Source organism: Brevibacillus agri, assembly GCF_004117055.1.
GTDB classification, from domain to species: Bacteria; Bacillota; Bacilli; order Brevibacillales; family Brevibacillaceae; genus Brevibacillus; species Brevibacillus agri.
This window is the reverse complement of sequence record NZ_CP026363.1, coordinates 722,344-742,997: the sequence shown is the minus strand read 5'-3', so window position 1 is coordinate 742,997 and position 20,654 is coordinate 722,344. Positions and strand designations below refer to the sequence as shown.

15 protein-coding genes are annotated in these 20,654 nt (G+C 53.1%); 7 read left to right on the top strand and 8 right to left on the bottom strand.

The window, feature by feature from the left end:
- Window positions 1-4 precede the first annotated feature (4 nt).
- Together BA6348_RS03860 and BA6348_RS03855 are read right to left on the bottom strand one after the other, a co-directional pair.
- A complete protein-coding gene (locus BA6348_RS03860) occupies window positions 5-3,388 on the bottom strand; it encodes a tubulin-like doman-containing protein (protein WP_122952561.1) in 3,384 nt (1,127 codons plus the stop codon).
- A gap of 12 nt (window positions 3,389-3,400) precedes the next feature.
- The gene (locus BA6348_RS03855) at window positions 3,401-5,200 is read right to left on the bottom strand and encodes a vWA domain-containing protein (protein ID WP_122952560.1); all 1,800 of its coding nucleotides are present in this window, start codon (window positions 5,198-5,200) and stop codon (window positions 3,401-3,403) included.
- 176 nt (window positions 5,201-5,376) lie between these two features.
- On the opposite strand from BA6348_RS03855, the gene BA6348_RS26490 reads away from it, so the two are divergent.
- The 6 genes from BA6348_RS26490 (at window position 5,377) to BA6348_RS03830 (ending at window position 11,271) form a co-directional block, all read left to right on the top strand.
- Window positions 5,377-5,526 carry a hypothetical protein gene (locus BA6348_RS26490; RefSeq protein WP_007778284.1) on the top strand — a complete coding sequence of 50 codons (150 nt, stop codon included), beginning with the start codon at window positions 5,377-5,379 and terminating at the stop codon, window positions 5,524-5,526.
- Window positions 5,523-6,458, top strand: a complete 936-nt coding sequence (locus tag BA6348_RS03850; RefSeq protein WP_005831161.1) for a hypothetical protein — start codon at window positions 5,523-5,525, stop codon at window positions 6,456-6,458. Before BA6348_RS26490 ends, BA6348_RS03850 begins: the two co-directional genes overlap by 4 nt.
- A gap of 14 nt (window positions 6,459-6,472) precedes the next feature.
- Complete coding sequence (locus BA6348_RS03845; RefSeq protein WP_122952559.1) at window positions 6,473-8,224, top strand: SH3 domain-containing protein; 1,752 nt, start codon at window positions 6,473-6,475, stop codon at window positions 8,222-8,224.
- A gap of 273 nt (window positions 8,225-8,497) precedes the next feature.
- Window positions 8,498-9,130 carry a LysE family translocator gene (locus BA6348_RS03840; RefSeq protein WP_007778278.1) on the top strand — a complete coding sequence of 211 codons (633 nt, stop codon included), beginning with the start codon at window positions 8,498-8,500 and terminating at the stop codon, window positions 9,128-9,130.
- 208 nt (window positions 9,131-9,338) lie between these two features.
- Window positions 9,339-10,529: an ISL3 family transposase gene (locus tag BA6348_RS03835; protein WP_081592107.1), complete on the top strand. Its 1,191-nt coding sequence runs from the start codon at window positions 9,339-9,341 to the stop codon at window positions 10,527-10,529.
- Between the two features lie 88 nt (window positions 10,530-10,617).
- Window positions 10,618-11,271: a YHYH domain-containing protein gene (locus BA6348_RS03830; protein WP_122953022.1), complete on the top strand. Its 654-nt coding sequence runs from the start codon at window positions 10,618-10,620 to the stop codon at window positions 11,269-11,271.
- A 338-nt stretch (window positions 11,272-11,609) separates the two neighbouring features.
- Here the strand turns inward: BA6348_RS03830 and BA6348_RS03825 are convergent, their stop codons facing one another.
- Complete coding sequence (locus BA6348_RS03825; RefSeq protein WP_122953021.1) at window positions 11,610-12,563, bottom strand: PGAP1-like alpha/beta domain-containing protein; 954 nt, start codon at window positions 12,561-12,563, stop codon at window positions 11,610-11,612.
- Between the two features lie 201 nt (window positions 12,564-12,764).
- On the opposite strand from BA6348_RS03825, the gene BA6348_RS03820 reads away from it, so the two are divergent.
- On the top strand, window positions 12,765-14,396 hold the full coding sequence (locus BA6348_RS03820) for a family 10 glycosylhydrolase (RefSeq protein WP_005831151.1): 1,632 nt from the start codon (window positions 12,765-12,767) through the stop codon (window positions 14,394-14,396).
- A gap of 68 nt (window positions 14,397-14,464) precedes the next feature.
- On the opposite strand, the gene BA6348_RS03815 is transcribed toward BA6348_RS03820, so the two are convergent.
- From BA6348_RS03815 to BA6348_RS03795, 5 genes are all read right to left on the bottom strand, one after another.
- Window positions 14,465-15,433 carry an iron-hydroxamate ABC transporter substrate-binding protein gene (locus tag BA6348_RS03815; RefSeq protein ID WP_007778264.1) on the bottom strand — a complete coding sequence of 323 codons (969 nt, stop codon included), beginning with the start codon at window positions 15,431-15,433 and terminating at the stop codon, window positions 14,465-14,467.
- Window positions 15,434-15,650: 217 nt separating this feature from the next.
- Entirely contained in the window at window positions 15,651-16,748 is a 1,098-nt protein-coding gene (locus tag BA6348_RS03810) for a nitric oxide synthase oxygenase (RefSeq protein ID WP_025848125.1), read from the bottom strand.
- 217 nt (window positions 16,749-16,965) lie between these two features.
- Window positions 16,966-17,991, bottom strand: coding sequence for an MFS transporter (locus tag BA6348_RS03805; protein WP_007778261.1), 1,026 nt, complete (start codon window positions 17,989-17,991; stop codon window positions 16,966-16,968).
- A 622-nt stretch (window positions 17,992-18,613) separates the two neighbouring features.
- Entirely contained in the window at window positions 18,614-19,351 is a 738-nt protein-coding gene (locus BA6348_RS03800; RefSeq protein ID WP_005831142.1) for a hypothetical protein, read from the bottom strand.
- Window positions 19,352-19,711: 360 nt separating this feature from the next.
- Window positions 19,712-20,626 (bottom strand): LPXTG cell wall anchor domain-containing protein, encoded by a 915-nt coding sequence (locus BA6348_RS03795; protein ID WP_242507445.1) that lies wholly within the window; start codon window positions 20,624-20,626, stop codon window positions 19,712-19,714.
- Window positions 20,627-20,654 lie beyond the last annotated feature (28 nt).

Below are 20,654 nucleotides of genomic sequence, written 5' to 3'. Positions count from 1 at the left end.
TCGTTTATTGCAGCGTCTTGCGCATGTCGTTTACTTTTGCCCACACTTTTTTGTAGAACTGGTACATTTCCTCGCCGTTTACGTACTCGTCGCGGTCGTACTCCAGATCGTTTTTCACGCTCTGGAACGCCGTTGCGATTTCATCCAGCTTTTTCACGAGTTGCTCGGTATCCTCCGCCGAGACAAACGCGTCGCTGCGCTTGGCCGACTTGCGCTGAATCGCCGCCATGCTCTTGTGGTCGAGGGCGCGGAACTTTTCGTAGATGGCGAACTCTACGTGCTTGTTCACTTTCATCAGGTTGACGAACGGCTCCCACACTTCTTCTTCCTCGTCCTTGTCGTAGACGTACAGGGCGCCGCGCTTGCAAATCGTGCCGGTGTACAGCGCCTCGATATAGCGGGTCAAAAGCTCCTCCTCACCCTGGATGGCGTTGACGATTTGCTCCAGCTCCTGGATTTTCGCTTCGATCTCCGCGTATTTGCGCACCTCTTCTTCGAGCAAGCGAATGAGCTGCGGCGAGCGGATCAGATTTTCCTTCGCCAGCTCTTCGTTGATGCTGCCGAAAATGTCGCGAACGCTCTCCTGCGCAAGCCCATCCTTCATGAAGCCTCTAAGCTCTGCCAACGCCCGCTTGATTTCGCCGGGACTGAGCTTGGCGGTGTCGCTTTGGTACTTCTCCATAAATGCGTTGATCGAAAACGGCTTGGACACTACGCACTCGTAACGGTTGCTCGTCTTGCTGTCGTCGCCTTTTTCCCGAATGCAGCCGTAGCGCATGGCCTGCGCAAACAGCTCGCGAACCTTGGCGTTGTAAGCTTTGATCCGCTCGTTTTGGTACGTGTCGCCCCACGATTTTTCCGGGATTGGCGACGGGAGGTACGCCCAGTTGTTTTTCTCCGTCTGCACGAGGTGGCGGCCGATGCCTTCGCGGTCGAGAATCGTGCGCTCGTAGCTTTCCTCGTACACCTTCAGCGGCGTGTAGGCAAACAGCGGCACCCCGTTTTTCGTATTCAGCCAGAAAATGCGGTTTTTGACTTCGCTTTCCTTAACCGTGAAGCGCGAGCCGCTAATCGCCGTATTCTGATAGTTTTTGATTCCTTTCAAAATCGACGGTGCTTTCAGCGGAACAGACACGAAGCCCCACGACGGGAAGTGCATGTTGCCGAGATTGTTGCTCAGATGGAAGACCGGAATCGCCTCTTCGTCCAGCTTGCTGGCGATCTTGCGCTCCACGATGCGGTCGAGCGTCTCGTCCTGACCGTATTTGATGACGAGGAACTCTTCCATTGATTTGGTAATCAGCTCGCCGAACTTCTCCGAGAGAAATTCCGAGATCGAGCTGACGATATCCAGCTCCTGCTCCTTGACCCATTTGTCGGAGTGGCGCAAAAGCTCGCTCGTGAAGTCGCGGATCAGGTCGTCGGCGTCTTTTTGCTCCATGATGTTTCCGACCACCTTGGCGATATCCGGCACGCTGACGATGTTCCAGTAGTACGTCTTGTTGCCTGTGCGGTCCATCTCTTCTCCGCCGTTAATCAGGATGTCGCCGTTTTGCTCGAAAATCTGGTTGAGCGCGTTCAAAACCTCCGTGAACACGTTGTAAATCCGGTTGTTTTCCGCATTCAGCAGGCGGTGCAGCTCTTCGTAAAACTCGATCATCTGCTCCAGCTTCTCCTGGTCGGCCAGGAGCTGGTACTCGTTGATTTTCGCCTCGATGTAGAGGTTTTTCTTTTTCTCCTTGGAAATGAACGCGCTGCGAGCATCGCCGAGCTTTTCGTTGGCGTTTTCCCTCGCGGCCTCGATCTCCCGCGGGTAGCTTTCCAGCGTGGCCTTCAAGCTTTCCACGTAGGAGAGGATCATTTTCATCAGGCAAAAGCCTTTGTCCGAATGAATCAGACGCGACGCGTAGAACGGCCCTTGCTGCGGGTGCAGGAAGACGCGGGTAATCATCTCCCCGAATACGCCGATCATTTCGCCTGGCGTCTGCTTCTTGCATTTGATGTACGCCTCACGCGCTTTGGCGAGGTAGCCTTGCTCCAGCTCGTGGTCGATGCTCACGACTTGTTGCGAAATCACGTTGCTGTAGCTGAGGCGCTCGCTGTTCTCGTAGCCTGGCAGCGGCTCCGGCACTCGCTCCTCGAATTTGCGGGAGACCGAGTCGATATCAATTCCCAGCTTGCGGGCGAACTTCTCCGCATCTTCCTGCGTCGGCGCTACGTGGAACATTTTCTCCATCTTTTTGAACAGGCGGTACGCCAGGTAGGTCGTCATTTCCTCGATGGGCAATACTGCCGAGGAAGCGCCGATCACGTTGTACTGGTAGTTGGCCGCGTACGCTTTCGGCATCTGGTTGATGTTCGTCCGGATGTTGCTGATGTAGTCGTGAATGGCGAACTCTTCGCCGGAGCGCTTTTCCTCGCTCGCCATGAAGTTGGTGATGTTCTCCGCCGTCACGTTCATGCAGTAGTCATAGGCGTTTTCCAGCGCCTTGCCTTCGAGGTTCGTCGCCGAGATCAGATGGCACAGGTTGAACGGCGGCATTGGCGATTGCACCGTCAGCACATTGCCGTACTGCTGGCGAAAGCGCTCCTGGCGCTCGTCGGCGTTCATCCAGTAGTCAAGCTCCTTGAGCGCGGCGTAGCCGTTTTTCATGATGTAGTCGCGCGTGTGCGAGCTGAGGCTTTTGTTCGACAGGTTGACGTCCGGCGTAAACAGGTAGCCGAGCGTATTGACCTTGTCCACCCCGGCGCTGCCGAAGTCGCGCTCCAAAATTCCGCGCACGATGTAGGCGATGTCGAGGAAGCAGCCGCTGCCTGTCCCGCCGGACAAGCCGCTCAACAGGAAGACGGTCAGCTTTTTGTTCGTGCCCTCGCAGAGCATTTTGATCTTTTTCTCAATCGTCTGGACGACTTGCGTGATTTTGGTAAACAGCAGCAGCCGCCCTGCCTGGCGCACGCCGGATGCCCCGCTGATGCCGTCTGTAATCGTCAGCTCGGGCGAGAGCCATTCCGTTATGTACGGCTCCAGAATGCTGCGGTTTTGCAGCACGCCCCCGATTTCCGGATTGGACAACAGGACGAACTCGGTCACCGGATCGAGTCCGATGCCTTTGTACTTTTTGTTGCGGTCGTGCTCGTTCGTCTCAAACGCGATAAATTCAATATTGTCCGGCTTTTCCTTGCGTTTTTTCGACAGCGCATCGACTGGCAGCTTGAAGCGTCTGTTCACCTGATATTTGAGGCGCAAGAGCGCGTCGATGCCTGTCCCGCCCAGCCCGATGACGAGCATCGGGTTGTCGATGGTGTCTACACGAATCTTGTCGCTGACGATACCGCCGCCAAGCGATACGTCCAGTTGCTGAATATGTTCTCTCACTACTGCTTTCATACCGATCCACTCCTAGACGATGTAGTCTACATAAACGGACTTGTTGACATTCGTTAACGAAATTTTGATGCGATCGTTTTTCTTCAGTTCTTTGCCACGGCTGACATCCAGCACGCGTCCCGCCTTTTCGATCCGGCAGGTGGAGCGGTTCTCGATAATCAGCGTATCATTTCTTCCCGGCAAAAAGATGACTTTCTCCGTCTCCGCAAACTCCGGTGCGAGCTGCAGAAGCTGGTGCAGCTTCACTTTTCCTTTGAACGCGCTCAGTTTTTTGTACTGCGGATTGGATTTGTCGCCTGTGTCCTCGTCCACGATTTCGATCGCGATCTGTCCGATGAAGCCTTTGTTGGCCTTGCGCCAGAGCGCCAGCGCGTACAGCCCGGCTCCGATCAGGAGGGTAAGGAGCACCGCACCTCCTACTACGGTCAGCCACGGAAATGGTTTCGATTGTTCGCCAGGCGCGGTCGTTGTCGGCTGCTGCGGCTTCGTCGTTCCTGCGCCAGCCGTCTGCGATGCATCCACGACCAACGGCTTCGTCTCGCGGTAAAAGCTCGTATCCTCCGCCTTGATTTTCAGCTCGTAAGCATGGTCGGCGGGAATCGTGAAGCTGCCAGCAAATCCGCTGCCAGTGTTATTCAAAGCAACTTCGCTCGTTTTGTTGTCCGTCTTGTCCTCCACGATCAGCGTCGCCTTCATCTGCTTGTACAGGTCGGGGCTTGTGATCGGCTGGCCGTTGGACACGAGAGCGGCCTTGATCGGCACGACGTCCCCGGCTTTGAAGCTGGTTGCCTGGAGCGGCTCTGCCTCCAGTTGCAAGTCGTAGTTGAAGATCAGATTGATGTCGATTTTTTCCTTGGGAGCGCCTTTTACCTGAAGCTTCCAGTCGCCCTGCTGTGGCTTCACCAGCTTGACCATCGTGTACGCGCTCGATTTGCTCAGCCGCACCTGATCGGACGGAATCGCCACTGGCTTGCCCGCCGGGTCAAACAGCTTCACTTCCACCGCTTTTGGCGACATGATCGAAATATTCGCTTCCAGGACGCTCGCGTTCGGGATGGAGATCGGAACTTCCTGGGCTTGGCCGTTCGCTGTAAAGCTTTTGACCGGGACGACCTTGAGCTTCAAATGATTGGCAAAAATTTCACTCAATATTTGCGGGAGCCTGTCCGCTGTGCTTGTTTCAAAAAACTTGCCGTTCGTCTCGGAGGCAATCTGCTGCAAAGTCGTGCGGTTGAGCTGGCCGTCCGCGTTCAGGCCGATCGTGTAGATCGGGTAGCCTTTGTCTTTTGCTTCCTTGACCGCTTTTTGCAGGTCCTGGTCAGACTGGGCCTGCGTCCTGCCAGACGCCTTGTTCAAATAGTTGTTGCCGTCAGCAAGCAGCACGATGATCGGCGCATTGGCCGGATCGCGCCCTGCGTCGAGAATTTTCACCGCTTCGGTCACCCCGACGGAAATATCGGTGTACGCCCCTTTTTGCAGGCTGTCGATAAACGCCTTGATATCGTTCTTGTCTTCCTCGGAATTGACCTGAATCAGCGCTTTTTCCCGCTCGATCTTGTCGGTGTACGAAATCACGCCGATCTTGTTCGCCTGAATCGAGGTCATGTCGACGAACATTTTCATCGCTTCATTGCTGACCTTGTTCTTGTCGCTCTGCGTCATCGAGTTGCTGACGTCCACGACGAGTACCGCATCCATGCTGTTTCCGGCGGTTTGCGCAAAGCCTGAGTGCGCACCGTAGATGACTGACACAAACAGAACCATGAGACACAATGCGTATCGATACCACAAGCCAAAACGTAACTTTTTCATGAGGACCCCTCTGCGTACAGAATTTAAGTACTATTGCAAACAAAGTAAGACTGTGACACTATACCACTAGATTAAAGAATAGTGAAAAAGTAGTAGATGATTGCGCTCCTACTCGTAATACGATACGACGTGATTCTTTGTTACAGATTTCGACACTTTTATGAGGGAGAATTTTTATGTTAACTTATTTCCTTCTCTTTGCCGCTTTTTTGCTGCTGGCAGTGCGTTTCTTCAAGCTGCTGCGACTGAAACGGCGCAACCTCTCCGCAGCCGAAATCGATCAGCATCTTCACCGTCTGTTAAATGAGAAGAGGAACCAGCCATGAGAAAACGAATCGGTGTTCAATTTCGAAAGAGTCGGAAAACGGCGCACGCTTTTGAACGGATCATGGCCTGCAAACGATGCCACACTTACCACGTCTTCTGGGATACGCACTGTGACGCGTGCGGCAGAGCCTACACCCCGGTTCGCGAAGTCTCCGCTGCCGTGACGCGCCGCTATGTGCAGACGCGCTTTTTGCTGCTCGGCCTGTTCATTTGCCTCGCGATCCTCTGTGCCGACACGCTGGTGCAGATAGCCGTTGCTTTTGGCGTGGGCTTGCTGCTCGTTTGCCTTTTTTTCGCGATGCAAAAAAAGTACGGTTCGTATGAGAGAGACGCCCAGTTGCTGACGTTTTTCACCCGCGAGGAAGAAGCGCTCAAAAAATCGCTGCTGCAGCATCTGGAACAGGTCGGAGCAGACGTCAAGGCCGGACAGATCAAGGAAGCCTACGAAAAAACGCGAGAAATCGGCTATTTTGTCGATTCTGATACGATCAAAATTCGCAAAATCATGTTTCTGAATCACTTCGTGCTGCGCAAGGACATGGAGCTTGAACTGGAAACGCTGATCCCCTCCACCTATGACAAAGACTTCATGGAATACGTGCGCGAAGTCGTCAAAGTGCAGCCGTCGCTGGTCAAAAAAGCCGTACTGGATTACGTCCGGCGCTACAAAAAGCAAATTTTGCTGCTGGAAAACGGGGAGCAACTGATTGGGCAAGTCGCTGGCGCGGCTTTACGGATGAGGACGTATGTGGACGAGTATCAGGACCTGATTATCGAATTTATGGATTATTTGCCTCGCGAACGGCTGCTGAGGCTCGCCAAAATGCTCCAGACGCATCGAAGCGAAGGCTGGGAGCAACTATATCATTCTACCAAAAACAGGGTAGATACGCATTTCGCCTTTGATCCTGATTTTAAAGGCGTACTGTGAAGGAGCCGCCTTTGATGAAAATCTCATCCTATCAAAAATCGCTGTTTGTCCGAAATGTGGCGCTCATCGTGTTTTCCGTCGCGCTTGTCGCTGTTTGCGTCAAGCTTGTGCTCGGGTACAGACAGATGACCCTGTACGATCAGGCCAAAGCCTATTATGAAGCCAACAACCTGCTGCAAGCCGAGGAAAGCTTTGCCCGGGCCAGCGACATCGGCGCCATCTCCTACGGGGACGAGCAGTGGAGCGCGCTCATGTCGCAGTTGACCTCGATCCGTCTGGAAATGGAGGGGCTTCAGCAAAAAGCGCAAACCGCCATGCAGGCCAAACAGGACGCGGACGTTTTGGAGACGTATGAGACATACCAGGCCATGCGAAAGACATACGCGAACCAGCCTGGCGCAGCGGCTGCGTTTTTCCAGCAGTTGTCCGCTCATTTGCGCCTGGAAAAAGGCTGGTCCGACTATTACCAGCAGGCGATGCAGGCTGCCCGCGGCCAGTCGCAGGCGAATCTGGACAAAGAAAGCTATCGTGACGAATCGTTCATTGATACGCTGCTCGCCATTCCCGCGGAGTACTACGGCGGCCAGCCCCAAAAGCAGGAAGCGCTGCTGGCGCTGTTTGAGCACTATGAAAAAACGAAGCTGCGCTCCTTGATAAACAACGCCTCTTTTGAGGAAGTGATTTTCAGGACGGCGAGCAGTCTGCGCCACTATGCCGAGCAGAGCTTTGCGGCAGACTGGCTGCTGACGCGGCTGGAAAAGTACGCGCAGGACGAACTGAAAGAAGCAATTCGCAAGCAGGACCTCGCCTCGTTCGTCAAAATGGCGGCCGCTTACCGGAAAATACAGGATGTGCTCCCGGATGATTCCCGTGCGCTCGATACGATCAGCGACCATCTGAAAGCTCGCTTGCGGGAGGCGGAGCAGTACGCCAAGTCGCGCCAATTTTCCAAAGCGATTGAGTTGTATCAGGAGCTGAGCCCACTGGAAGACACGGCGACGCTCGTAGCGGAAGTGGAGAATCGCTGGCTCGACTATGACCCAGGCCGTTTGCTTGCGGTCAAATACCCGGACAAAATTTTTACAGAAATCTTCTCCGGTACCGATCTATGGGGAGCCAAGCTGTATGCGTATGGCCTCGTGGAAGAGGATCAGCGTCTGTACGTTGCAGCCAAGCTGCAGGATGATTCGCTCGTCTATCTGGAGCACAGCTTTGACGGCCTTGACATAAAATCGGGGCGCGTCCATACCGCGGACGCTCTGGGCGGCGCCAAAGCGCCTGTCATGCTCGTGCAGGCGGCGGGCAAAGAGCGGGAGTTTTCCTACACGGGCCTGCTGCCTGACTTGTCGCAAAAGACGATGGAGCAGCGCTTTGCGATCGAAGCGGACGAATTTGCGGTAGAAGATGCCGAGCATGCCATCATTAAGAATGCGGTAGGAAAAGGCAAGCAGGAGTACGCCCGGTTCAAGCTCACTTCCGAAGGGCTGGCCTACGTCGAAAAGGTCGCCGACATGGCGCCTGACGCGGACGAAGCTGAAACGGATTCCTCCGGCACTGGCACTGGCGTTGACGCCCCGGCCGCTGAGGAGCCTGCCGCCGAGCCGCAAACCGTGCAGGTGTTTGCGGGGCCAGGCGAAGAGTATGACGTGATCGGCGAAGTGGTGGCAGACGAGTCTCTCGCCATCGGCGCAGAGCTGAACGGCTGGTCCCGGATTACACTGGACGGACAAGAGGGGTGGATACGCACTCCGCAAACCGCTCCGTAAGGCGTTCCATCAGCGCACTAAGCAACTTGTCGCTGCTTCGGCCATGGCAGTCGGCACGGATATGAGAAAAGCTCCTGTCACCGATTTTGTCGTCAGGGGCTTTTTTTCGTACTCGGATTGAATTACGGACTGTTTCGCAAACCATGTTGTTATTGACACAGATTTTACAGTGTTGGCAAAATAAGAGCAGTTGTTTAAGCAAAAATAGGGGAACGCGCGCCCAGACAGGCATGGTGACCGTCCTGTCTTACGATGAATGGAGTGTGAAGAGAGATGTTTGGCATTGTTCATTACGAAGCGTTTGTACTGACAGCGATCATGCTTAACCTGATTCCCGGAACCGACACGATGTACATTATCAGCCGCAGCATTTCGCAGGGACGTCAGGCTGGCATCCTCTCTGTTCTCGGCATCCTGACAGGCTCGCTCATTCACACCGTGCTGGCTGCTTTCGGCCTGTCGCTCATCCTGGCCCAATCGGTCGTGCTTTTTAACATCGTCAAAATTCTCGGCGTCGCCTATCTCGTCTACCTGGGCGTGCGCATGTTCATGACCAAGGAAGCGCTGTCGTTCGACTCCACGGCCTCGCCTGGCCGGAAAGCGGGGAAGGTGTACGGGCAAGCGATTGTCACGAGCGTTACCAATCCGAAGGTCGCTTTGTTTTTCATCGCGTTTTTGCCGCAATTCGTCGACGCGACCCACACAGGTCCGCTGCCTTTTCTCCTGTTGGGCCTGACTTTCACGCTGACGGGCGGAATCTGGTTCAGCCTGGTCGCACTGTTCGCTTCGTTCGTCACGCAAAAGATGCGCAACAATCCGCATTTTTCCTCTATCCTGAACAAATTGACCGGGATCGTCTTTATCGGGATGGGGTTGAACCTGCTGCGGGCCAAAGCTACTCCTTGACCACTGCGGTCATTGGCAAAATACATTTCGGACTTACACCGGGTAGGGCAAACTACCCGGTTTTTTTGCGTCTGTCCTCGTCCAAACGCCAGAAAAATTGGTATAATATTGATTCATCACCATAACCCGTGCTAGACATTGAAAAAACGTAGATGTTCCTCTATCGTGAAAGTTGTCCTGACCATCACAAGATAGGAGGAAATCTACGTTGTCTAACCAGTTTACCACAGACTTAATCGGCCTTCCATCGTTTCAACTTTCCCATTGGGACAAAACGACTGAAACCGATTGGGTAGTGACTCTCACTCCCAATCCAGCCTCTCATCTGTGTCCTCTCTGCCTGAAAGAGAGCACCAATCATGCTCGCCCAGGGTACCGTCTTCTTCGTCACCGCTTTATTCCTTCATGGGGTACTGTCTGGGTACGTGTTCCTGTATATCGACAACGTTGCCACGATTGCCAGATCACCTGGACTCTCGAATGGGATGGAATTCCCTATCGAGGAACGGCTACTTTTGCGTTTCGTCAAATGGCCGTTGAGTTGTGTCAGAAGAGGGATTTGCTTAGCGTTTCCAAACAACTCGGAATCTGCTATACGACATTGGAACGGTGGTATTACCAACTGGCTCCTCAGCTTCTCGCTAAGCCCCAAGATCATCTTACGCCTACTATGGTCTGTCTGGACGAGTTTGCTCTCCAAAAAGGACACAAGTACGGTGTCAACCTCATGGATGCACAAAGCGGGCATATCTGGCAGGTTACAGAAGGGCGTTCACGTGAGCAGGTTCGTCAGGCTCTCATGAACTGGCCCTTTGCTACGCCTCCACAGGTTGTTGTGACAGACTTGGCTCCTGGAATGGCTGAGACGGTTCGCGGTGTTTGGAAGGATGCCACGGTAGTAGCGGACAAGTTCCACGTCATTCAGCTCTTCTCCAAATCGTTAGAAGCTGCTCGTAAACGTACCCGTTCGCGGGGAACTCATCGCCGGGGTAGACATGAACAACGTCTGCTCCACACACCTCCTGATAAACTGAAACCTGAGGAACAGGAGGAATTGAAAGCCTGGTTCGCTCAAGATCCCCATTTGGAACGCCTTTACAACGCTCTTCAGCACATGAGAACGGTATATGCAGCTCAGACAGAAGAGTCGGGAAAAGAAGCACTCCAACAATGGATAACCGAGCACCTCACATCTCCCACCTCTGCCGTCCGTTCGATTGCAAAAACAATCGTTCAATGGCGACAGTCGGTTCAGAATTATTTTTCGTTTCGAGTTACAAATGCTCCGATTGAAGGGACACACAACAAAGTGAAAGTCATCAAGCGACGAGCCTATGGGTATCGCAACATCGAGCGGTTCAAGATTCGAATTCGGCTGGAGTGTAAACCAGCCATATAAAAAAGTGAAAAACTACGCTAGAGGAAGATCAAGCACGTTTAATGGTGAAGAGCTATAATATTCAAAATGATACTTTTGGAGGATAGCCATGAAAAAAGCAGCATTTTTGTTCGCTCTCATTCTTGCCGTTATTTTATTCCCTCTTCAATCGCTGGAAGCGCATCCCGGTCGCACAGATGCAAACGGCGGACATACTTGCAGAACGAATTGCGAAAAATGGGGCTTGAAGTACGGCGAGTACCACTACCACAACAAAGGAAGCAACTCTTCCGGCGGCCGTTCTTCCGGCAACAGCCAGGCGAAGCCCGCCACACCCAAGCCGCCAGCGGCCAAACCAGTGCAGCAGCCGAAGCCAGTCGCACCCAAAGTCATTGTAGCGGTAGAGCAAGCGAATGTTTTTGCCGCTCCCTCTGCCGACTCGCCGGTGACCACGACGCTCTGGTATGGCTTTGAGCTTGTCGACTCCGGCACTCACCCGGAATTCGTCGCCATCGGACAAGGCTTCGTCTCCAAGAAAGTCATTACCAGCTATACTCCCATCACCCCTAAAACGGTCAGCATTCATGCAGAAAAAGGCTTCTTCTTCGCTACGCCTTCTGCGGAAAGCCGCGGCAGAGGCTATGCCGTACAGCATGCGCTGGTCCAGGTCGTCGGCGAGCACGGCGACTGGTATTACGGCTCCACCCAGGACGCGCAAGGAAATGTCCTGGTCGGCTTCGTCTCCAAAAGCGTCGCTTACTGACAGCGAGCAGACGAACCACACATTCGTCAAAAGAAAACAGCAGGTCGGGCTGGAGATTTCCTTCGCCCGGCCTTTTTACTGTGCGCAGCCTGTCCGCCCCGATGCCAAAGCTGTCCAGACACATGTTGAGAATTTGTATGGGCCGAAAAATTACCGTAGCCTACGTTGCACGAATACTGGCTACGCCTCGCATCCATTCTGCTCTGCATTAGAAAACTTGGCTGCGCCAAGCCATTGACGCAGCCTTGGTTGCCCTTATACTGGAAAAAGAGGACTTGTGCCCGGTTCCCCCTGGCCCAATCCTCTTTTTTTGTCGAAAAGCACCTGCCACATTCGCTTCACGATCCCAGAAGCTGTCTCAGCAGCGGCTCGCTCTTGTACAAAATATCCAAATGAGTTGCTTCGACGTAATATTTGTCTCCCTCCAGCGTAAACACGCTTTTGGCCATGACGCTGCCGTCGCCTGCCGAGCTGCTGATGGAACCAACGACTCTCCCGTCGACCCATTTGGTCGGGGAAAGCGACGGCACCGTGCGCAAGTAATGAATCGTTTCTTGCCCAATCCCTGCCACAACCGTGATGCGGATGTTGCGCTCGTAAATCAGCCCCATCGTGCTGTTGAGCAGGTCCATGTAATGATTTTTGACCACCATGCTGCTGTACGGAACAAAGCTCTCCGCCCCGTTTTTCTTCTCCAGCAAGTAGTCCCCGTAGTCGGCGGCAGGCACCAGGTCAAGCAGGCTCGGAAAATGCCTCTGGATCGCCTGGACGCGTTTAAACGGCCTGCCCTGCTCCAAATAAGCGAGATATACGTTCATGTAAATTTCCAGCACATTTCTTTTTCCCGGAACCGGGCGCGGGAGCTTTCCTCCTGCCCAGTAGCAATAGCTGATCGGCGAGCCTGCGTTGGGCGTGGCAAAAACAAGCAGTTGGTCCACGTCGTTTTGGTACGTATCGCCTTGCACGTACGCTCTGGCTACCAGGCCGCCCATGCTGTGGCAGACGAGGTTGACATGGCTTGCACCCGTCACCTGCTTCGCCCATTGGATGACGGGCACGAGAGAGTGCTCCGCGGAAATGCCAATGGGCCTGCGCCAGTCATAAAAAGCGACAAACAACTGTTCATTCAGTCTGTACCCCATATTTTCCAGCATGCGAATAAACGGCTCGTATGCGGTTCGCGCAAGACCGAAGCTCCAGTCCCCCGTCCCCGGTATAATCTGATCGTTCATCGACCCAAACAGCCCCGGAACAAACACAATCGGCACCTTTTGCGAAAGAAAAGAACTCATGCAGCTATTCCTCTCCCTAAAAAACGGCCTATGTCTTTGCCTATTCCCCGTCGGCTTGGGTGGTTCCAGCCAGCTTTTTTGTCGAAATGAACAGAATCGAATCAATTCTCCTCCCACACCACCGTAACAAACGATATAATAAGACGTCTAACGATTAGCGAGAGTTTTGCAGCAAATAATACGTGTCGGAGGATTCACAAAATGAAGTTACGCAAGTGGTTTATGCTTTTGCTTACGTTCGTGCTGTGCATTCCAGCGATGGGGACATCTGTGCAGGCTGCGCAGGCATCTCCTGCGATCAGCATCTTTCTGGACGGGCAGCAAGTCAGAAGCGATGTCGCTCCGTACATCATCCCCAAAGTCAATGTCACGATGGTCCCTCTGCGGGTCATCAGCGAAAGTCTTGGCGCAGAAGTTTACTGGGATCAAAACTTGCAAACGGCCACGATTTTGAAAGGCGATACCGTGCTGTCCATGACGATCAACCAAAATTACGCGCTCGTCAACGACAGCACCGTGCCTCTCGATGCCTCTGTCCAAAATAAACAGGGCCGGGTCATGGTTCCGCTCCGCTTTGTCTCCGAGCAGCTTGGCCTGCAGGTAGGCTGGACGCAGGAAACGAGAACGATCACGCTGTCGACGGGAAGCCCCGTAGCCGTCACTCCGCCGCCGCAAGACATTCCGGGTGGAAACGACAGCTCCGTCGTCGTTCCGCCAACGCCTCCCGTCTCCAATAGCGGTTCGCTGCGCGGCGTATGGGTATCGACCGTGTACAATCTGGACTGGCCTTCGACTGGCTCCTACGGAAACCAGGCCAAGCAGCAGCAGGAATACATACAGCTTTTGGACGAGCTGCAAGCGATGGGAATGAATGCCGTGTTCGTGCAGGTGCGCCCTTCGGCAGACGCCTTGTACCCGTCCTCCCTCGTGCCGTGGTCCAAATATTTGACGGGCACCCAAGGGAAAAATCCCGGCTACGACCCGCTCGCCTTCATGGTGGCGGAAACACATCGCCGCGGCATGCAGTTCCACGCCTGGTTCAATCCGTTCCGCGCCAACGTGGACGCGAAAACAGACCAGCTCGCCGCCACTCACGTCGTGAAAAAACATCCGGAATGGATCGTCAATTCCAGCAACAAGCTGTACATCAATCCGGGCATCCCGCAAGCCCGCCAGCAAATCATTGCCGAGATCATGGAAGTCGTGCAGCGCTACGACATCGACGGCGTGCATCTGGACGATTACTTCTATCCGTCCAACGGCACCTTTAACGACGATGCGACCTTCAAAAGCTACAACAGCAAAAAAATCGCGACAAAAGCGGACTGGCGCCGCGACAACATCAACCAGTTCGTGCAGCAGCTCAACCAGGCGATCAAAAGCGCCAAGCCGCATGTCCAGTTCGGCATCAGCCCGTTTGGCGTCTGGCGCAACATCGCCGTCGACAAGACAGGCTCCGATACAAAAGCAGGCGTCACTGCCTACGACCATATGTACGCCGACGTCCGCACCTGGATCAAGCAAGGCTGGATGGACTATGTCACGCCGCAAATTTACTGGAGCCTCTCCTTTGCCCCGGCCCAGTACGACAAGCTCGTCACCTGGTGGGCGAACGAGGTACGCGGCACCAACGTCAAGCTGTTCATCGGCCATTCTCCTTACAAGCTGGGCACAGCCGAAGCAGGCTGGCAAAGCTCTCAGGAGATTATCAATCAACTGAATTTCAACGCGACAATCCCTGAAGTCCAGGGCAGCGTCTTCTTCAGCGCCAAAGATTTGCGCAAGAATCCGCTGGGCCTGCTGCAAGCACTCAGCAGCTACTACAGCCGTTAACAGCAAAAGACCCCCGAGTCAGACAGCGATTGTGCTGTTTCTGACTCGGGGGTTTTCTATTGATCGGCTTAGTTTTGCGTCAGTTTTTCTACGATGAAATCAAGCTGGGCTTCCAGCGAAATCGGGTCGTTGAAGTAAGAACCATCGCGGTCGAGCTGGAATACTTTGTTGTTTTTCACAGCGGGAAGTCCCTTCCAGACATTAGAGCCGTAGACAGCTTCCGGATCGGCGTCATCTCCGCTCCATGCGCTTGTGAAAATGTAATCGCCAGCGAAGTCCGGCAATGTTTCCAGCGAGACTTCCGCCCAACCGGTGCCGCTGTCAATGGCAGCCTTTTGCGTAGCAGCAGGAGCCTTCAACTGAAATTCGCCGTAAATGATTTCGCCGCCTCGGCCGTAGTTGTGTCCGAATGCATAGATGCCTTTGGCGTAAGGCTGCAGGATGGCAACCGTTTTGTCGCCTACCGCCGCCTGTACTTTTGGCTTCAGCTCAGCGATCTTTTTGTCCCAGGAAGCAATCCACTCATTGGCTTTGTCTTCTCTGCCCGTCATTTTGCCGAACTCTTGAAGCTGCTCGCGGAACGTTTTCTTGCCGTATGGAATCGCAACGGTCGGCGCGATTTTGGAGAGCTCCGCCAGATTTTTGTCGCCTTCGAACACGACGATCAAGTCTGGATTCATGGTGAGCACCTTCTCTACGGAAGAGCCGTCGCCAACGCTTTCAATGCCGTCCAGCTTGCCTTTCATGTACGGGTTTTTCATCACATGATCGGTAATCCCGATCGGCTTGATGCCCAACGCGAGAAAATCACCGACGTAGCTGTCTGCCAGCACGACCACCCGTTTCAAGTCTTTCGGGATTTTCACCTCTCCGTTTTGTGCCTGATAGGTGATAAACTCGTCGCTGCTCTCGGTTTTGGCCGGAGCAGCCGGTTGGGCCGCATTATTGGCCGGAGCTTGTCCGCATGCCGACAAAACCCCGACGAGAACCAGCATAAATGCCAGTAAGATGACTTTGAAAGATCCGGTTTTGCGCAAAATGAATCTCCCCCACATTTTTAATAATGATAATCATTATCGACTAATTTTATCACATCTTGCCGATTTCGCCACCTATTCTGTGCAAGAAAATAACTGTAAATCCTTTACAGGCCCTGCTTTTGCGCAAACTTCCTGGCAGGAGCTTGTGCGCCCATTTATCTGTACAAAAAAATGCCGCGAACCGTCGTCCGCGACATTTTGCCTGTTGTTTCCCTTATTTTTTGGGCAAATCCGGCTTCGCCTGATAGTGGAAATTCGGCGACTCCATCTTGTTGTCGTACGTGCTGTGAAAAATGTGGGTAGCCGCAGGAGAAATCGGCGGAATCAGCCACGTCCAGTCCCCTGTAATCTCCCGGCCGTTTTTGGCTTCTCTTTCCTCAAAGCGCTTGAACTGTTGACTGGCTGTGTGATGGTCGACAATCGAAACGCCTTTTTCCTTGAAGGAATGCAGCACGGCCACGTTCAGCTCCACCAGCGCCTTGTCTCTCCAGAGCGTCGCTTCCCGGCTCGTGTCCAGGCCCATGACCTCCGCGACTTTTGGCAGCATGTTGTAGCGCTGTTCGTCCGCCAGATTGCGCGCCCCGATCTCGGTCCCCATGTACCACCCGTTAAAAGGAGCCGCCACATAATCCAGGCCGCCGATTTCCAGACGCATGTCCGCGACGATCGGCACGCCGTACCATTGCAGGCCAAGGTCTGCAAAGCCCGCTATTTCCGGATGCGTGATCGGCACTTCGATGACCAGCTCTGGCGGTATCTCAAAAAATTGCGGCTGCCGATCCCCAATCTGCACGACGAGCGGCAATATGTCGTAGTGCGTGCCAGCCCCTTGCCACCCCAGGCTCAAACAGAGCTTCGTCAGCTCAAGCGAAGCCGGATCGCCCAGAATGCCGTACTCCGTCTCATACCCGGCGTAGCGAATCAACTGATGGTTCCAAATGCGCATCTGCGGCCGCCCTGGTATGGCAGGGGCAAAAACGGTAATGGTCGGACGCACTTTCCCGCCGTTCGTCGCGAACTCGATGTGCCGCAGCAACGCCTGGGCCATCTCCTCCTCTGTCTGGACATGGCGCTCGTCCATCACAATGAGCGATTCCCAGAAAAAGCGTCCAATACATCTATTGCTATTGCGCCAGGCCATCTTCGCCCCGTGGCGCAGTTCTTCCTCTGTGTGCTCGTAATAGCCTTGTGACTCGATCTGGTACCGGACTTCCTGCAAACGCTGCTCTGTCTCGGCCGCCGTCTTGTTCAACTCGCTGTAGCAGGTGCGGATAAAACGTTGAGCTGCTTCCATCAATTGATTTGGTTCCATAGTACCCTCTTTCCCGCTGAAAAGGCGCTTGCTCGCTGCGTATGTACCTTCATTATAATTTTCCCCAACTTGCATTACCAATCTCCCAGGCGTTTCGACACATAACTGTAAAACCTCGTGCCATCTTTGTGAACAACAACAGCCAGAACCACCTGACGTGACCCTGGCTGTTTCTATGCAGACGTCTACTGGTTTGCTTGGGCAGCCTTCAGCTCTCTCACCGCTGGAACGAGCGAGGTGAACACTCCGATAAGCACAATGGCCCCGATATCCCCATCAGCCCCGACAGCAGCACAAACCCGACAAAACCGGACGCAGGCAAAAGCCCCGAGAAGAACAGTCCCAGCCCCAACAGCGCTATTCCGCCCGTCAGCAAGTACACGCGATTTTGCCTGGCCCCCCAACTACCCAACAAAATCGAGCCGACGAGCATGCCTGCCGCAAAAGAAAACTCGACCACTCCGGCATGCCACGCCCCTTTGCCAAAGTGGCTTAACACCATAAGCGTAAACAGCGCCCCTACCGGCACGTACACGAAGCTCGTGAACCCGATGGCGGCCGTGATGACCACCAAGCCTCTTGACTTCATCAGTTCCCGCAGCCCTGCCTTGATCTCGCTGCGCATGCCGCGCTCGCCTTCCTCCGGCACGCTGCGCTCGGGATTCGGGATATGCACGAGCAGCAAGGCGGCGCTTGCCAGCAGCGCCCCTGCGACATCAAGCAAAAGCACGGTTTCCATCGAAAAATAAGCCAACAAAAACGCACCGAGCATCGGGCCAGCCATGCTGACAGCAGAAGTCAGCGTCTGAATCCAGCCCTGCACCTTCATGAGCTGATCCTCCGGCGCGATCAACGGAATCGAAGCCTGCATTGACGGCATGTGAAACGCCGTACCAATCGAACGCAAGCCAAGAACGGCGTAAAAGACCCAAACAGGCGGCTCGATCCCGCTCAGGAACAGAATCGCCAGGGCGAGACTGACGAGGGCGATGAACATATCGGCGGCAATCATGATTTTTTTGCGGTCCAGCCGATCGACAATCGTTCCGGCAAAAGGGCCGACCAAAGCCTGGGGCAAAAAGCCGGCCATCGAAGCGATGGTCAACACCAGCGCCGAGCCCGTCTTCTCTGTCAGCCACCAGATGATGCTGAATTGCACAACGGCACTGCCCAATAGCGAAAAGGCCTGCCCGGCAAAAATCGTGTAAAAGGTTTGCTTCCAGCTTTCTTTTTTCGTACTCATATACATCCTCCTCATGTGGACATTCATGTGCGACATCCGTTTTTGGACGCAAAAAAGCACGGAGAACGTCCCGTCCGAGGGGATGCCATCCGTGCAAAAGCTTGCTCAATCCAAGCACATGAAACCGACTGCCTGACGAATCAGAATCAGGCAGCAAGGAGCTTTGGAGGTACATACGCAAGCTAACTATGCAGGCATGACAAATAACCCATCGAAAAACGGGCGAGTCGTCCGTGCCTGATTAGCGCATGCGTACAGAGTACATAAAAGAGCCTCCTTGAAAAACCGTAGTGAATTATGATTTATCGTAAGGGAAAGCCCGCTTCGCTGTCAATCCTTTCTGTGCTTGCAGATTTATCCTGGCTATTGGGGGTTAACCCACAACCGTGGTCACCTTTTAGGAAATTGGATTTCTATAAATTGGAAAAGATACGTTATTAACAATAGACAGATACTAATCCACCAATACGCTGGATCAATCACATAAATAATGATTGAGAGAACTCCGCCATTAATGTACCCAAACAAGTTCCCTTTTTTTACCATGGATACTAAAGTGGACACAATCATTATTCCAAAGATAATGTAGGTAAAGTAGGCTTGAATAATAAATCACCCCTGTTTATCTAGCCCTGCAATAAATTCCTCCACTGTAGGCTCGAATGTAAATGCCCTTTCCCTCATTTTTATTGCTTAGGTAAGCAGCACCTGCCCCACACATAAATGTAATTACATCTGCTGACAAAGCAAGGCCTTTAGTTTGTGGGAACAAAGAAAGCACTTTTCCTAGTACGTAAGAGAAAACCGTACTAGCTATCAATACATTGACAACCCATCTAGTATCTTCGTCACTAAGATACAGCCAATCTCCAACATCCCAATTACTTCCTTGAAAATAGTAGGTTTTTGAATGGTATCCATAATATTTCGTTGTTTCCCCAGGATCAGGATAATAGACAGGTCCTTCTACTTTAGAACTCGATTTCTGTTTCACTTTCTTTGCTTCGGGTTTATTCAATTCCTCGTTGGCCGATTCGAAAGTTTCTGACATAAGTTTGTAAACATCGGCTGGAATATATTTATCTGCCTCTTTGACAAAATGATATCCATTACTGTCAACTTGATAATAATCGCGATACGCTTTTAATCCATCGATTAATTTTTTCGCATCCTCAGATTCAAGCATTTGCTTAAACTTCTCAAAAGCAGCTTTTTCTTGCGGGTCTTTGATTTGAGAAACGTCTATGCTCGAAATATCGAGATTATACGATTTTACTGTGGCAGCATGAGCGGAACTAGCGCTATAAAGAGAGCTGGAAAACAAAGAAATTGACAATGCTAAAAATATCGCTTTTTTCATTTTGAAACTCCTTTACCATAATTGAATTTTTTCAGGATAGTAAAGGTTAGCCAACCCATCTCACGAAGATACTTACAATAATAACATTTTTTAACAAAAATTCAACCAAATAACATTGTCAAAATCTTGTGTTCACAAAAAATTCATCTATAAGTATTGCAAGAAGTACAAGGAAATATATTTTTGATTCCAGCTCTATTAAGTTGCTTTTTGTTTTATGGCGCACTTGGCATGTCATAAAGTAGCTCAGCTTAATTTGACATAGGGCTGCCAGAAAAAAACAGGGGGGCCTCGCTTTCCGAAGCCCGCCCGTTTCCCGTTCGCGTTCGCTTTCACTACGTCAACACCATAGCAGCGGCGTTATTTTCGTCTCCGCGCAAAAAGCCAGCCCCCGACGAGGGCGAGCAAAACGACCGCCACAACCAGCGGAACCATTGACGCCCCTGTCTCGTCGCCGCTCGCTGCCGCTGCGTGATCGGCATGGCCTGCGTGCGCGTGATCGGCTGTCGGCGCCTTTTCTGGTCGCGCGGATTGCCCGGAAGCGTCTGCGCTTTTGGCAAACAGGATCAGTTGAAGCTGTGGCTTGCCTGCCACGTTCATCAGCCACGCTTCCTCAACCGTTTTTCCTTCCCACTGCGCCGGATCGACCGCAGCCTGCAGCACGCGCGGATGCGCAGAGAGATCATGCACGGTGCCGGAGATAGTCAGCGAGTACACCTTGGAAGTTTTGCCTGCTGCATCTTTTTCTTCCCGGACCGCGACTTTTTCCACTTTGCCTGTCGGCCCGGCCACAAAACCGCCCCGGTCGTACAGGCTCTTGCCCTCGACGGCATCGTTTCTGTGCTCGAAGACAAACACGGCAAATTCTTCTTTGGTCAACTCGCGCGCGGCATCCTGCTCAGGTACAGCGAGCTTGCCCGCAAAATACGCCTGGTTGACATCCGCATAGGTGGCATTGCCGTCCAGCGAAGGCACGAGCCCTTTTTCCAGCGCAGCCGCCGTCACTTGCTCGCGGGCAGCCCCGCTCTCCTTCAGCTTCCAAAAAGCTCCTGCCCAATGCGCCAGTTCCTCGCGCGTCAGCTTTTCCTGTGGCGAAAACAGCGTGGAACCGTGATCGTAGGCAATGACCCCAAGCCCGCTCAATTGCACGATCTGCGGCGTGGCCTTGGAATATTGCAGGTCGTCGTACAAATTTTGTTCGTTGACGATGTGCGCCGATACGACCGTTGGCAACAGCAGCAAAAGCATCGCCAGCAAACACAAGCTCCTTCTCATGTCTTTCTCTCCCATCCAGATGGTGTGC